The organism is Variovorax sp. P1_G12, assembly GCF_056405555.1.
The window spans coordinates 133,760-146,969 of record NZ_JBFUBW010000010.1; the positions used below are offsets into that span (position 1 = coordinate 133,760).

The window sequence follows — 13,210 nt, forward strand, 5'->3', positions numbered from 1 at the left end:
GGTCAACCGCCGACACGGTTCTTCTGCCGCTGGCCCTCGAGCTGGCGCACGGCGCTCGGGCTACCGTTGCTGTCCCCACTTGCGGACCGTGAGTCGCTCGAGCGTCGCGAAGCCCAGGCTCTCGACCGCCAGGCCGATCAGCACCACCAGCGCGAGCCCTGCGAAGACGCGGTCGGTGTAGAGCTCGTTGCGATTCTGGAAGATGTACCAGCCGAGGCCGCCCTTGCCCGACGAGGCGCCGAACACGAGTTCGGCGGCGATCAGCGTGCGCCAGGCAAAGGCCCAGCCGATCTTCAGGCCCGAGAGGATCGCCGGCAGCGCGGCCGGCACCAGGATCTGCAACACGTAGCGCAGGCCCTTGAGTCCGTAGTTGCGGCCGGCCATGCGCAGCGTCTCGGGAACACCCTGGAAGCCCGCATAGGTGTTGAGGGCCAGCGGCCACAGCACCGAATGGATCAGCACGAAGACCAGGCTGCCACGCCCGAGGCCGAACCACAGCAGCGCCAGCGGCAGCAGCGCGATCGCGGGCAGCGGATTGAACATCGAGGTCAGCGTGCTCAGCAGGTCGCGGCCGATCTGCGTCGACACCGCGAGCGTGGTGAGGACAAAGGCCAACAGCACGCCGGCGACGTAGCCTTGCAGAAGCACGGCCAGCGAAATACCCACTTTCTCGATCAGTTCGCCGCTTGCAAGCCCCTCGACCAGCGCGCGTGCAGTCGCCGAGAAGGTTGGCAGCAGCAGATCGTTGTCCTGCCAGCGCGCAGCCACTTCCCAGATCACGGCGAGCACGATCAGGATCACGCTCTTGCGCAGCCAGCCCTGGGCCCAGAGGCGCGTGGCCAACGGCAGCGAGCGTTCGACCGGCAGCGCGGTGAAGGGCTCGAGCCGGCGCTCGTATTCGGGCCGCACCGGCGGATCGATGACATCGCTCATGCGGCCAATCCCTCTGCAATCGGCTCTTCGAACAGCAGCCGGTGAATGCGCTGCGCCGCGGTCTGAAACTCTGCGCCGCCCTGGCTCTCGAGCGTGAACCCGTGGCTGTTGATCTCGGCGCGCATGCGGCCCGGATGCGGCGACAGCAACGCGATCCGGTTTCCGACCACGAGCGCCTCTTCGATCGAATGCGTGACGAAGAGCAGCGTGAAGCGCACCTCGGCCCACAGCGCGAGGAGCTCTTCCTGCATCTTGCGGCGCGTGAGCGCGTCGAGCGCGGCAAAGGGCTCGTCCATGAGCAACACGCGTGGCTGCATCGCCAGCGCGCGGGCGATCGCCACGCGCTGCTTCATGCCGCCCGAGAGCTGGTGCGGATGGACGTCGGCGAAGGGCGCGAGGCCGACCTTGTCGAGGTAGTGCATCGCGCGCTCTGCGGCTTCCTTCCTGCCGAGCATGCGCGACGCCAGCAGCGGGAACATCACGTTCTGCTTGACCGTCTTCCATGGCGGGAGCTGGTCGAACTCCTGGAACACAACGATGCGGTCGGGCCCCGGCGCGGTGACTGAGCGGCCGGCGAGCCGGATCTCGCCCTCCACCGGCGCAATGAAGCCGCCGATCGCCTTGAGCAGGGTCGACTTGCCGCAACCCGAAGGGCCGAGCAGCACGAAGCGGTCGGCTTCGTGGAGGTCGAAGCTCACGCGGTGGGTGGCTCGCACCACTCGCTCGGGGGTACGGTATTCGAGGCTGACGCCGTCGACCTGCAGCAGCGCAGCGGGGTTCGGTGTCAGCGCCGGGATGCGCGGCAATCCGTCGCTGGAGATCGCTTGCCCCAGGTCGCGTTCCGCCACCGCGTCCACGCTGCGCCAGAAGGCCGACCCAGCGACGCGGGGTGCGTGAAGAACGGGCGAGGCCATCACGATCCCCGCTGCCAGCGGCGCTTCTCGGGCAAGCGCATGTCAATTGCCCCCCGCGATCTGGGCGTCGTCGAAGAAGTAGTCCTTCACCGAGGCCGGCTTGTTCTTGATGGCGCCCACGCGGTGCATGAACTCGGCCAGGGCATAGGTGTTCTGCGGCGTCGTCTTGAACTGGACCTGCGGGTTCTTGATGATCTTCAGCAGCAGTTCGCGATCGATCTTCGCGTTGCCGACCTTGATGTAGATGTCGGCGGCCTTTTCCGGGTTGGCGGTGACGAAGGCAGCGGCTTCGTTCAATGCATCGACAAATGCCTTGTAGGTCTTGGGGCTCTCGCTGCGGAACTTCTCGGTCGCGTAGAGGACGGTGGCCGAGGCTGGCCCGCCCAGGACCTGGTAGGAGTCGAGAACGATGTGCGCCTGCGGGTTGCCGGCCAGCTCCTGTTCCTGGAACGGCGGGTTGCCGAAGTGGGCGCTGATCTCGGTTCCGCCCTTGATGATGGCCGCCGCAGCGTCCGGATGTGGAACGGCGACGCTGAGCTTGTCGAGCCGGGCATGGTCCTTGTCGCCCCATAACTTGGCCGAGGCGAACTGCAGCACGCGCGACTGAACCGAAACGCCGACGGCAGGAACCGCGATGCGATCCCTGTCCGTGAAATCGGCAATGGTCTTCACCGCGGGGTTGTTGCTCACGAGGTAGTACGGGAAGTTGCCGAGCGACGCTACGCCCTTGACGTTCTGCTTGCCCTTGGTGCGATCCCAGATCGTGAGCAGCGGGCCCACGCCGGCGCCGGCGATCTCGATGTTCCCGGAGAGCAGCGCATCGTTGACGGCGGAGCCGCCCGAGAGCTTGACCCATTCGACCTTGGCGTCGATGCCCTCCGCCTTGGCATGCTTCTCGATCAGCTTCTGCTCCTGCGCGACGTTGAGCAGCAGATAGACGATGCCGAACTGCTCGGCGATGCGGATCTGTCCCTCGGCGTGCGCGGCGAGGTTGCCGGCCAGCAAGCCCAGCCCGACGGCCAGTGACGCGGCCTTGCGTGCGATGTGATTCATGAATGCGATGTCCTTCGGGAGTTCAATGGGGCGCGTCGCCGACGATGGTGGTGCGGTAGAGCTTGCGGCGCAGGTGGTCGGGCGTGCCGGCCGCCAGGTGCATCAGCGAGCGGTTGTCCCAGAACACGAGGTCGTGCGGCTGCCAGCGGTGGCGGTAGACGAACTCCGGCTTGACGCTGTGTGCAAACAGCTCGGCCAGCAAAGCGTCGCTCTCGCCCTTCGGCAGGCCGACGATACCGGTCGTGAAATGCTCGCTGACGAACAGCGCCTTCTTTCCGGTTTCGGGATGCGTGCGCACCACGGGCTGCACGGCGGGCGCGACCTGGTCGACCTGCTGCTGCGAAAGCTTGGGCCGCCACGGGTTCTTCGCGCGCAGTTCTTCGTATTTGGCGAGGTAGCTGTGCTCGGCCTTCATGGGCAGAATGCGCTGCTGCAGCGCCGGGGCCAGCGCTTCCCAGGCCAGGTGCTGGTCGGCGAACAGCGTGTCGCCGCCTTCGGCCGGCAGTTCCCGGGCATGCAGCAGCGAGCCGAGACTGGGCTTCGGCTTGTACGAGATGTCCGAATGCCAGTACACGCCCGCGTCGCCGAGGCCGATCGGCCCGCCGTTCTCCTTGATGTTGGAGACGATCAGGATCTCGGGATGGTGGGGCAGCTGGAACTGGTGCAGCACGTGGATCTCGAGCGGCCCGAAGCGGCGGCTGAACGCGATGTGGTCGGCGGGCGACACCTGCTGGTCGCGGAACACCACGACGTGATGATCGAGATGCGCGCGATGGATGCGTGCGAAATCGGTGTCATTGATCGGCTTCGAGATGTCGAGGCCGACGATCTCGGCACCGAACGGGGCGTCGAAGGGCCGAATCTCGAAAGTCTGGGCGGGTGCGTGGGGCGACAGGACGTCCGGCATGAAAGGATCGGTTGTTGGTGAGAGCGACCCGCGACTGTAGGTGTCGCGTTTGCGATCAGGAACAACCCATTTTTCGCTTGCTTATGAACAAACTATCTGAGGCGCGATGCGCCTCGCCCCCACCGCTCAACCCGCCCGCCGCTGCCCCGCCAGCCTGCGCACCACGGCCACCAGTCGGTCGATCTCGTCGAAGGTGTTGTAGAAGGCCAGCGACGGCCGCACTGTGGTCTCGACGCCATTGCGGCGCAAGATCGGCTGCGCGCAGTGGTGTCCGGTGCGCACCGCGATCCCCTCGTCGTTGAGCGCCTGGCCCACCTCCTCGGTGCTGTAGCCGTCCAGCACGAAGGACATCACGCTGGCCTTGTCGGCCGCGGTGCCGATCAGGCGCACGCCCTTGATGGCACCCAGCTGCCGCATGCCGTAGACCAGCAGCTCGTGCTCGTAGCGCGCGATGTTCTCGATGCCGACCTTGTTCACGTAGTCGATCGCGGCGCCCAGACCCACCGCGTCCGCGATGTTTCCGGTGCCGGCCTCGAACTTGTTCGGGATCGGCTGGAAGACGGTCTTCTCGAAGGTCACGTCGGCGATCATGTTGCCGCCGCCCTGCCAGGGCGGCATGTCCTCGAGCACCACGCGCCGGCCCCAGACCACGCCGATGCCGGTCGGACCGAACACCTTGTGGCCGGAGAAGACGAAGAAGTCGGCGCCGATGTCCTGGACGTCGACCCGCATGTGCGAGACCGACTGCGCGCCATCGACCAGCGCCAGCGCGCCGGCGCGGTGTGCGAGCGCTACGATCTCCTTCACCGGCACCACCGTGCCGAGCGCGTTCGAGACCTGCGTGACGGCGACGATCCTTGTGCGGTCGTTGAGCAGCTTGCGGTACGCGTCGAGCAGCACCTGGCCCGAGTCGTCGACCGGGATCACGCGCAGCTTCGCGCCCTTGGCCGAAGCGAGCTGCTGCCAGGGCACGATGTTGGCGTGGTGCTCCAAGTGGCTCACGATGATCTCGTCGCCCTCGCCCACGTGCTGGCCGCCCCAGCTCTTGGCCACCAGGTTGATGGCCTCGGTGGTGCCGCGCACGAAGATCACCTCGTTGACGTCGGGCGCGTTGATGAACTTTCGCACCCGCTCGCGCGCACCCTCGTAGGCATCGGTCGCGCGCGCGGCGAGTTCGTGCGCGGCGCGATGGATGTTCGAGTTCTCGTGTTCATAGAAATACGCGATGCGGTCGATCACCGACTGCGGCTTGTGCGTGGTCGCGGCGTTGTCGAACCAGACCAGCGGCCGGCCGTTCACGCGCTCCTGCAAGACGGGGAAGTCGCGCCGCACGGCATGCACGTCGAAGGGCTGGCGCTGGCCGGCGGCGACCGTCGGCACGTCGCCGTGCGGCGACGGTTTGGCCGGCGTGACGTAGCCGCTCGGCAAGCGGACCGCGTCGACGAAGTAGTACTGCGGCCGCGTCGAGGCATCGGCAGCCGACCCGGGTTGCCCTGGCGGCTTCGCTGCCAGCAGGCCCTGGACATCGGCGCCATCGGGCTGCGCGAACGGATAGCCGGCCAGGTCGTCGTGCACGCGCGGTGCGCTGTCGGTGCCGCGGCCGCCCGCCGACGGCTGGCCGTGGCTGTCGCCAAGAAAGTAGAACGGCGAGGCGCCCACAGCCGGATGCGCGCCCGCCCGCGCGGGCGTTGCCGCCTGCGCCTCGGGCACGCCGAGCACCGCACCGCCGAGGCGCGGCTCGTAGGCCGGCAAGGCACCCAGCACGTTCTCGGGCACGCCGTTGCCCGCCAGCGCGTGCGGTTGCGCCGCCGGTGCGCGGTTGCCGAGCGCCAGCACTTGCGTCGGGGAAGCCGGAATCAGGTTGGTGCCCGGCACCTGCCCTTGCGGGATCGGCGTGCCCGGCACGCTGGCGCCGAAGCCGGCCGGGCTCACCAGCGGCGAACCCGGCGGCGCGAGCTGCGAAGGCGCCTGCACGCCGGGCGGTGCGGCCTGGCCCGGCAGCGCCGCGAACAGTTGGCTCGCCATGCGCGCGAGGATGGCCGGGTCGAACGGCGCCTCGGCTTGCTGCGGCACTTGGGGCAGGCCGTGTGGAGAAAGTGACGTGCTCACCTGGTGGCTTACTTGTAGGTGTCGGCGTAGTCGTGGTACTTGCCGATCTCGACGTCGTCGAGCACCGCCAGCGCGTCGGTGGTCAGCACCGCGACCGAGCAGTACAGCGAGATCAGGTACGACGCGATCGCATGGTCATTGATGCCCATGAAGCGCACCGACAGGCCCGGGCTCTGTTCGCCGGTCAAGCCCGGCTGGAACAAGCCGACCACGCCCTGGCGCTTGTCGCCCACGCGCAGCAGCAGGATCTTGCTCTTGCCGTCGGCCACCGGCACCTTGTTCGACGGGATCAGCGGAACGCCGCGCCAGGTGATGAACTGCGAGCCGAACAGGCTCACGGTCGGCGGCGGCGTGCCGCGTCGCGTGGCCTCGCGGCCGAAGGCGGCGATCGCCAGCGGATGGGTCAGAAAAAAGGCGGGCTCCTTCCAGACCTTGGTCAGCAGTTCGTCGAGGTCGTCCGGCGTCGGCGCGCCGGTCAGCGGGAAGATGCGCTGCTCGTCGGTGACCTGGGACAGCAAGCCGTAGTCCGGGTTGTTGATGAGCTCGCTCTCCTGGTTCTCCTTGATCGTCTCGATGGTCAGGCGCAGCTGCTCCTTGATCTGGTCGTGGGGGCTGCTGTAAAGGTCGGAGATGCGCGTGTGAACGTCGAGCACGGTGCTGACCGCATTGAGGTTGTATTCGCGCGGATGGTCTTCGTAGTCGACCCAGGTGCGCGGCAGCTGGTTCTCGCTTTCCTTGGCCGTGCAGACGACCTGGATCGACTCGGGGTTCTTGACCTTGTTCAGGCGGTAGATGCCGGCCTCGACCGGCACCCATTGCAGCAGGTGCGTGAGCCAGCGCGGACTGATCGTCTCGAGCTGGGGAACGCTCTTGGTGGCGTTGGCTAGCTGGCGGGCGGCGTTGTCGCCAAGGGCGGTGGTACCACCGACGGTTGCGGTCATGGGAAAGGACTCCGTGGTTCGAGAAAGGACGATTGCAGGAAAGTGTCTGGGGATTCGGGTTTTCCCTCAACGGGCTATAGCCGCCAAACTGATGAGCTGTCCGGCACGCTGTTCGCCGAGTTGCTCGCAGCGCGAGAGCAAGGCCGCCACGTCGAGCTGCAACGCCACGGCGATCTTCTCCGCGGTGACGATGGAGGCGATCACCCGCCCCCTCTCGATCTCGCCGACATAGGAGCGATCCAGCTCCGAACGCTCTGCCAGCTGCACCTGCGACCAGCCGTTCTGGACGCGCAGTTGGCGCACGGTCACCCCGAAGCGCTCCACCAGTGCGCTCACCGGACAGCCACCGCAAGTGCCTCGCCGCCCGACGCGGCGTTCTGCAGGCCGGCCTGGGTCACGCTGGCGCCGGGCGGCACGTCGTCGGTCAACCAGACGTTGCCGCCGATGACCGCACCGCGGCCGATCGTGACGCGCCCGAGGATCGTCGCGCCCGCATAGATCACGACCTCGTCCTCCACCACCGGATGCCGCGGCAGGCCCTTCTGTAGCAGGCCGTGGGCATCGACGGGAAAGCGCTTGGCCCCGAGCGTCACCGCCTGGTAGACCCGCACGCGCTGGCCGATCACCGCGGTCTCGCCGATCACGACACCCGTGCCGTGGTCGATGAAGAAGCCGCTGCCGATCTGCGCGCCCGGATGGATGTCGATGCCGGTCTGTCCGTGGGCCAGCTCGGCCACGATGCGCGCCAGCAGCGGCAACTGCAGCCGATAGAGCTGGTGCGCCAGCCGGTGGTAGATCATCGCCAGCACGCCCGGGTAGCACAGCAGCACCTCGTCGACGCTGTGCGCCGCCGGGTCGCCCTGGTAGGCCGCGGTCACATCGCTGTCGAGCAGCCGGCGAATCCCCGGCAGGGCCGAACCGAATCCGCGCACGGCCTCGCGCGCCTGGGCATCGATCTCGGCCGCCGCGCGCGGCGCACGGCGCCCCACGTACTGGAGTTCGAGCCGCGCCTGCTCCAGCAAGGCATGCAAGGCGGCATCGAGCGTGTGGGCCACGTAGAAGTCCTCGCCGTCGTGGCGCAGGTCCGAGGGGCCGAGTCGCATCGGAAAGAGCGCACCCTTGAGCTGCTCGATCACGACCGAGAGCGCATCGCGCGACGGGAACTCCCGACCGGCGGGCTCGCGCGATCGCTTCTGCGCATCGCGCCATTCGTCGCGCACGCTGCGCAGCGCCCCGACCACCTGGTCGATATCGAATCCCGACATTTCCTTCCTCCTCGATTCGGTCACGCGCCGGGCGCGTGCTCAGTCCTGGACCCAGGGCAGCTTGTGAAAGCGCCAGCCGTCCGCCGAGCCGCGGTGCTGGTCGCCATCGATCTCGCCCTCGAATCCCTCCAGCACGTTGAGCACATGGCTGAAGCCTGCCTTGGCCGCCGCCTCGGCGGCCAGCGCCGAGCGCTTGCCGCTGCGGCACAGCAGGAGCACCACGGCGTCCTTGCCGCCGTCCTTGGCCAGCTTTGCCTCGAGCTCGCGCACGAAGCGGGGGTTGCGCGTGAGCGCGGTGCCTGTGGCCCAGGGCACGTGCAGGCTGTGGGGCACGTGGCCCACGAACTTTCGCTCCTCGCCCGAACGCACGTCGACCAGCACCGCTTCGCGCTGCTGAACCAGCTGCCACGCGACCGGCGGCGCGACACCCCCGGCATAAGCCAGGTTCTGTTGCTCCGCTGCGGCCCGGGCTTGCTCCAGCGCGGCCGGCAGTGCGAGGGATTCGACGTCCGATGACATGAAAAAGTACTCCGTTGATTGAGTGGTTGCGGGTCTCGCCTTGATGGCGATAGACCACTCTAGGTCGGACCACGGTCAACACAAACGACCGAAAAGTCGATTCCTAACAACCATCTCATCTATCGCCTGCGGCCCGATGCAGTGCACCAGGATGGGCAGGCCGCGCAAGCCCGAGGTGTTCTCGCAGGGTTCGGCCTTGGTAGTCGGTGCGGAACAGTCCACGCCGCTGAAGTTCGGGAATCACCAGCTCGGCAAAATCCTTGAGTTCGTGCGGCAGCGTCGGCGCCAGCACGTTGAAGCCGTCGGCCGCACTCGTGGTGAACCAGTGCTCGAGCTGGTCGGCAATCGATTCGGCCGTGCCGACGAGGGTCCAGTGCCCGCGCGCGCCGGCGACCTTTTCATAGAGCTGGCGAATCGAAAGGTTGTCGCGCCTGGCCATCCCCTCGAACAGTTCCTGCCGGCTTTTCCATCCTTGCGTGACCGGCAGGTTCTTCGGGAAGGGCCCATCCATGTCGTAGCCCGACAAGTCGACATTGCCCAGGAAGGTCGACAGCAGGCCGACACCCAGAACGGGGTCGATCAAGCCTTGCAGCTGGTCGAACTTGTCCTGCGCCTCCTGCCGGCTGCGCCCGACAAAGGGCGAGATGCCGGGCAGGATCTTGAGTTGATCGGGCATGCGGCCATGTGCGGCCAGCCTGCCCTTGAGGCCGCTGTAGAACGCCCTCGCCTCGTCAGCGCTCTGCTGGGCGGTGAACACCACCTCGGCAGTCGCCGCAGCCAGTTCCTGTCCATCGCCGGAAGACCCGGCCTGTACCAGCACCGGATAGCCCTGGGGCGAACGCGGCGTCTGCAGGGCGCCGTGCACCTTGTAATGCTCGCCCTCGTGCGCCACGCGGTGCAGCCTGGCCGGGTCGAAGAAGCGGTTGGCCGCCTTGTCGTGGACGAACGCATCATCCTCCCAGCTGTCCCACAAGCCCTTGACGACCTTCACGTACTCGTGGGCACGGGCGTAGCGGTGCGCATGGCCGAGTTGCTGGTCGAGACCGAAGCTGCGGGCCTCGAAGTCGCTGCCGGAGGTCACGAGGTTCCAGCCGCTGCGGCCGTGGCTGACCTGGTCGAGCGCCGCGTACTTGCGCGCCAGATGGTAGGGCGGCAGGTAGGTCGACGAGACCGTGGCCACCAGGCCGATGTGGGTGGTGGCCTGCGAAAGCGCTGCCAGCGTGACGAGCGGATCGAGCGGATACCAGAGCGCATTCTTCGCCACCACGCCATCGGGCGGACCCGGCATGCCGACGTTGTCGGCGAAGAAGATGGCATCGAACTTGGCATGCTCCGCGATGCGCGTCCATTCCTTCAGCGACTCGATGCGGCTGGCCGCTGCGGGATCGACGTCCGGGTGGCGCCAGGCCGCCAGGTGATGGCCGACGCCGAAGAAGAAGGCACCGAGGTGCATTTGCCTGCGAGGAGTGTTCATGCGCCGTGCGTCGATTCGGCAGGCCAGAACACCAGCGCCCGGAGTTCGATGCTGCGACGCGGCGGCGCATCGGGCGGTGTGTCCGGATGAACGAACGCACTGTGCGCCGTCAGGCGCGCCGTGCCGTCCTCGCGCGAGTCGTAGATCTTCAGGAGCAGAGGCTCGTCGCTGCGCAGCCGTGGGAACCAGTACCAGCGGTGATCGGGATTGTGCAGAAACGAATAGGTCTCGCCCACCTTGTCGGCGTAGACCAGATCGCTGGGCACCAGATCCCCGGGCGCAATGGAGCGCGCATCGCAGAGCGCCAGCGGCAGTTGCTCCACCGTCGCCAGCGGCCGCCACAGATTGATGATGGCAAAGCGATGCTTCAAACGTTCGGCCGCCTCGTCGGCGGGCAGGTGGTCGCGCACCCGGCGCGGGCCCGAAACGAAGGTCTGGTCGTTGTGCACCCGCCGCACGGGTTCGCGCAGCGTCTTCGTGGCGCGCGATCCGTTCGCGCTGTCGCGCAAGGTATGGTCGAACACCACGACCTTCTCGGCACCGGTCGCGGCGCGCAGCAACGCGGCCGATTCGGGGTAGTAGACCGTGCGGATGGCCGCATCGTCGCTGAAGTCCGTCAACGCGCTGCGGTGCGCGACCTGCGAGAAGCCACTGCGGTCGAGCGAAAGCTCGCCCAGCGCGGCCAGCGAGCGCCCATCGTGGATCGTGACCCACTCCGGCGCCAGCTCGCCGGTGTTCCAGGGAACGCCGGCAGGCGGCTCGAAGGTGTAGCTGACTGGACGAACGCCCCGGGGTGCCAGGTAGTTGAGCTCGGCCTTCACGGCCGAGGCGTTCGCGACGCCCGGCCACGCATTCAGTACGGCACTCATGGGTTCACCTTAGAAGGGGTCCTTGAACGGGCGCAGGTCGGGGCGTGCTGGTCGTCACGCAGACCCAGTGGCGAGTCCGCTCGCACCACGATCGCCTGCGCGGTCGGCGACGGTGGCCGGCCGTACGCCGCCGCGGCTGCGCGGACGCGCCGCATGATCCGAACCGGGACATAGCCGTGCGGTGCACGACGGGCCACTTCGCGCGGCGAGACTGGCGCGATCTGCCAGACCGAAGCCGTTCGCGCGATCACGCGGCGGGCATGCTCGGCGGGCGTCAATTCAGCATTGCGTGTCATGAGGAGCCAGTCGACCCGGAGGAAATGTGATGTCGGTCATGGGTGATGGAATGAGATGGTGCTTCGGACTCAATTGCATATCGCCAGAACAGCCGACCTCGCCGCAAGTTCAGGCCGATGCGGGCAGGCCCGCCGGTGTGATGGCCTTCGAGCGGCGTGCGTCGACGCTCCACGGGCCAGCGCCCGCAGCCGCGAGGTACAGGAACACAAAGGAAAACAACACGGCCGCTTCGCCCTGGTTCAGGGACGGGGCCAGCACGTAGCCCTTGGTGGCGTGGCCCAGAAAATAGGCGAAGGCCAGCAGCCCGGAGAGGATGAACGCCGTCGGACGCGTGAAGAGTCCGATCAGCAGCAGCGCACCTCCGACCAGCTCGAGAACGCCAGCGACGCCGAGGAGGGACACGATCTGGAGATTGTCGAAATAGGCCACGTGAGGAAAGCCCAGCAGCTTGGCCGACCCATGCTGGATCAACAGGAAGGCCGAGACGATGCGCAGCACGGACAGGGCGCGTGGCGCCAGGAGTTCAGGATTGCGAAGCGACATGATGAGCCAATCGATGGTGAAGGTGGGAAGCCCAGGGTGACGAGTTGCGGGGCTTCGACCTGGCGGATTCTGCGGACACGCGACACGCCTGCAAACGAAGGAATACGAGTTTGCAGATGCGTTTTCCGTTGACCCTCCGGGCGCAGGCATCAGAAAGCCGGGGCACAAGCATCGAAGCAATCGGTCTTCGGCGGCGTCGCCCACGATCGCCTACAAAGGCGATCCGATCCGAGCCGAGGGCTTCCGCCGTTGGCCAGCGGCTCAACTGACACGACCTGGCCACCGACCACCCGAGACAACCACCCCGTCAGGCCAGTGCGAGCGTCGGCACCGTCAGTGCACGCTGCCCGCGTTGCCGCAACACAGGCACCGCGCGCTCGACCGCCAGCGCGATCCGGGCGCGCAGCGCGTCACTGTTTACGCGGTAGTTCGCGAACTCCTTGTCGGTCGCATAGACGCCGATGGGCAGCGTGTGGGACTGGAAGAAGCTGAACAACGGCCGAAGTTGGTGATCGATCGCCAGCGCATGCCGGTCACTGCCTCCCGTCGCGGCGAGCAGCACAGGCACGTCAACGAGAGAGTCCTGGTGCACGAAGTCGAACAGGTGCTTGAAAAGACCGGTGTACGAGCCCCGATAGATCGGGCTTGCGACCAACAGCAGGTCTGCCGTTTCGATGTCGCGCAGGATCGATTCGACCTCGGACGGAAGGTGGTTGCGTTGGAGCACGTTACCGAACTTCGGGACGATCTCTCCGAGTTCGATGAGCCGCGTTTCGACGGGCAATGCGTCAGTCAATCCCTCGAGCAGTTGTTCAACCAGCACGAGGGTGCGGGACGGGCGTTGCAGGCCGCCGGAGACGGCGACGATCTTGAGTCTTTTGGCCATGTTGAGCGTTGTGTGAAGTGTTTTGCCTGTTGACCGTGAGCACGGGACAACGAGCGGGCCTCATGTGCGACGGCAACGGTGACGTCGACGAGGCTGCCGCGCGCGGCGAAAAATTGCAGGACACATGACTGTGCAGCCGCCGAGTGCCCTCCGGTGCAGGCGACCTAGAACCATTTCGGCTATCGATATGCGAATTTCGGAGTCAATCGATGCGCAAGGCGAAGCCCGACCAAGGGGTCGGGCCCACCAACCATGTCGCGCAGGCTCGGTTGGAAGTGATGCTGACCTGCGCTGCGCTGGTACGCGGCCTATCCGCTGAGCCTGCGGCACACGAGGAGATGATGGCCGGGGCGGCATGCCCCTTCGTCGCGCGCCACAGCGTTGCTGCGACAGAACCCTCTTCGCATTGAAGGCCCGCCGCACTCAGGAACGACTCAAAATGAGACGGCGATCCAATGTCGGACGTTTTCTTCTCGGAGAGGTTCCATGCTGCATCCGAG

General features: G+C 66.9%; 13 protein-coding genes. All 13 read right to left on the reverse strand.

Going from position 1 to position 13,210, the window contains the following annotated elements; all coding sequences use genetic code 11:
- Window positions 1–60: 60 nt before the first annotated feature.
- Window positions 61–933, reverse strand: a complete 873-nt coding sequence (locus tag AC1D2O_RS13870) for an ABC transporter permease (protein ID WP_478085389.1) — start codon at window positions 931–933, stop codon at window positions 61–63.
- The gene (locus tag AC1D2O_RS13875) at window positions 930–1,847 is read right to left on the reverse strand and encodes an ABC transporter ATP-binding protein (RefSeq protein ID WP_478085387.1); all 918 of its coding nucleotides are present in this window, start codon (window positions 1,845–1,847) and stop codon (window positions 930–932) included. The genes AC1D2O_RS13870 and AC1D2O_RS13875 overlap by 4 nt, the downstream gene beginning before the upstream one ends.
- Window positions 1,848–1,889: 42 nt before the next feature.
- A complete protein-coding gene (locus tag AC1D2O_RS13880; RefSeq protein ID WP_478157212.1) occupies window positions 1,890–2,900 on the reverse strand; it encodes an ABC transporter substrate-binding protein in 1,011 nt (336 codons plus the stop codon).
- 22 nt (window positions 2,901–2,922) lie between these two features.
- The gene (locus AC1D2O_RS13885; RefSeq protein ID WP_478085383.1) at window positions 2,923–3,807 is read right to left on the reverse strand and encodes a TauD/TfdA dioxygenase family protein; all 885 of its coding nucleotides are present in this window, start codon (window positions 3,805–3,807) and stop codon (window positions 2,923–2,925) included.
- Window positions 3,808–3,933: 126 nt separating this feature from the next.
- Window positions 3,934–5,832: a family 2A encapsulin nanocompartment cargo protein cysteine desulfurase gene (locus tag AC1D2O_RS13890; protein ID WP_478085406.1), complete on the reverse strand. Its 1,899-nt coding sequence runs from the start codon at window positions 5,830–5,832 to the stop codon at window positions 3,934–3,936.
- Between the two features lie 92 nt (window positions 5,833–5,924).
- Window positions 5,925–6,857: a family 2A encapsulin nanocompartment shell protein gene (locus AC1D2O_RS13895; RefSeq protein WP_478085381.1), complete on the reverse strand. Its 933-nt coding sequence runs from the start codon at window positions 6,855–6,857 to the stop codon at window positions 5,925–5,927.
- Window positions 6,858–6,923: 66 nt separating this feature from the next.
- Complete coding sequence (locus tag AC1D2O_RS13900) at window positions 6,924–7,193, reverse strand: helix-turn-helix domain-containing protein (protein ID WP_478085380.1); 270 nt, start codon at window positions 7,191–7,193, stop codon at window positions 6,924–6,926.
- Window positions 7,190–8,122 carry a serine O-acetyltransferase EpsC gene (gene epsC / locus AC1D2O_RS13905; protein WP_478085379.1) on the reverse strand — a complete coding sequence of 311 codons (933 nt, stop codon included), beginning with the start codon at window positions 8,120–8,122 and terminating at the stop codon, window positions 7,190–7,192. Before epsC ends, AC1D2O_RS13900 begins: the two co-directional genes overlap by 4 nt.
- 39 nt (window positions 8,123–8,161) lie before the next feature.
- Entirely contained in the window at window positions 8,162–8,641 is a 480-nt protein-coding gene (locus AC1D2O_RS13910; protein WP_478085377.1) for a rhodanese-like domain-containing protein, read from the reverse strand.
- A gap of 115 nt (window positions 8,642–8,756) precedes the next feature.
- The gene (locus AC1D2O_RS13915) at window positions 8,757–10,115 is read right to left on the reverse strand and encodes an LLM class flavin-dependent oxidoreductase (protein WP_478085375.1); all 1,359 of its coding nucleotides are present in this window, start codon (window positions 10,113–10,115) and stop codon (window positions 8,757–8,759) included.
- Window positions 10,112–10,984, reverse strand: a complete 873-nt coding sequence (locus AC1D2O_RS13920) for a CmcJ/NvfI family oxidoreductase (protein ID WP_478085373.1) — start codon at window positions 10,982–10,984, stop codon at window positions 10,112–10,114. The genes AC1D2O_RS13915 and AC1D2O_RS13920 overlap by 4 nt, the downstream gene beginning before the upstream one ends.
- Before the next feature lie 405 nt (window positions 10,985–11,389).
- Window positions 11,390–11,824 carry a DoxX family protein gene (locus AC1D2O_RS13925; protein WP_478085371.1) on the reverse strand — a complete coding sequence of 145 codons (435 nt, stop codon included), beginning with the start codon at window positions 11,822–11,824 and terminating at the stop codon, window positions 11,390–11,392.
- A 307-nt stretch (window positions 11,825–12,131) separates the two neighbouring features.
- Window positions 12,132–12,710 carry an FMN reductase gene (gene msuE, locus AC1D2O_RS13930; protein ID WP_478085369.1) on the reverse strand — a complete coding sequence of 193 codons (579 nt, stop codon included), beginning with the start codon at window positions 12,708–12,710 and terminating at the stop codon, window positions 12,132–12,134.
- Between the last annotated feature and the right edge of the window lie 500 nt (window positions 12,711–13,210).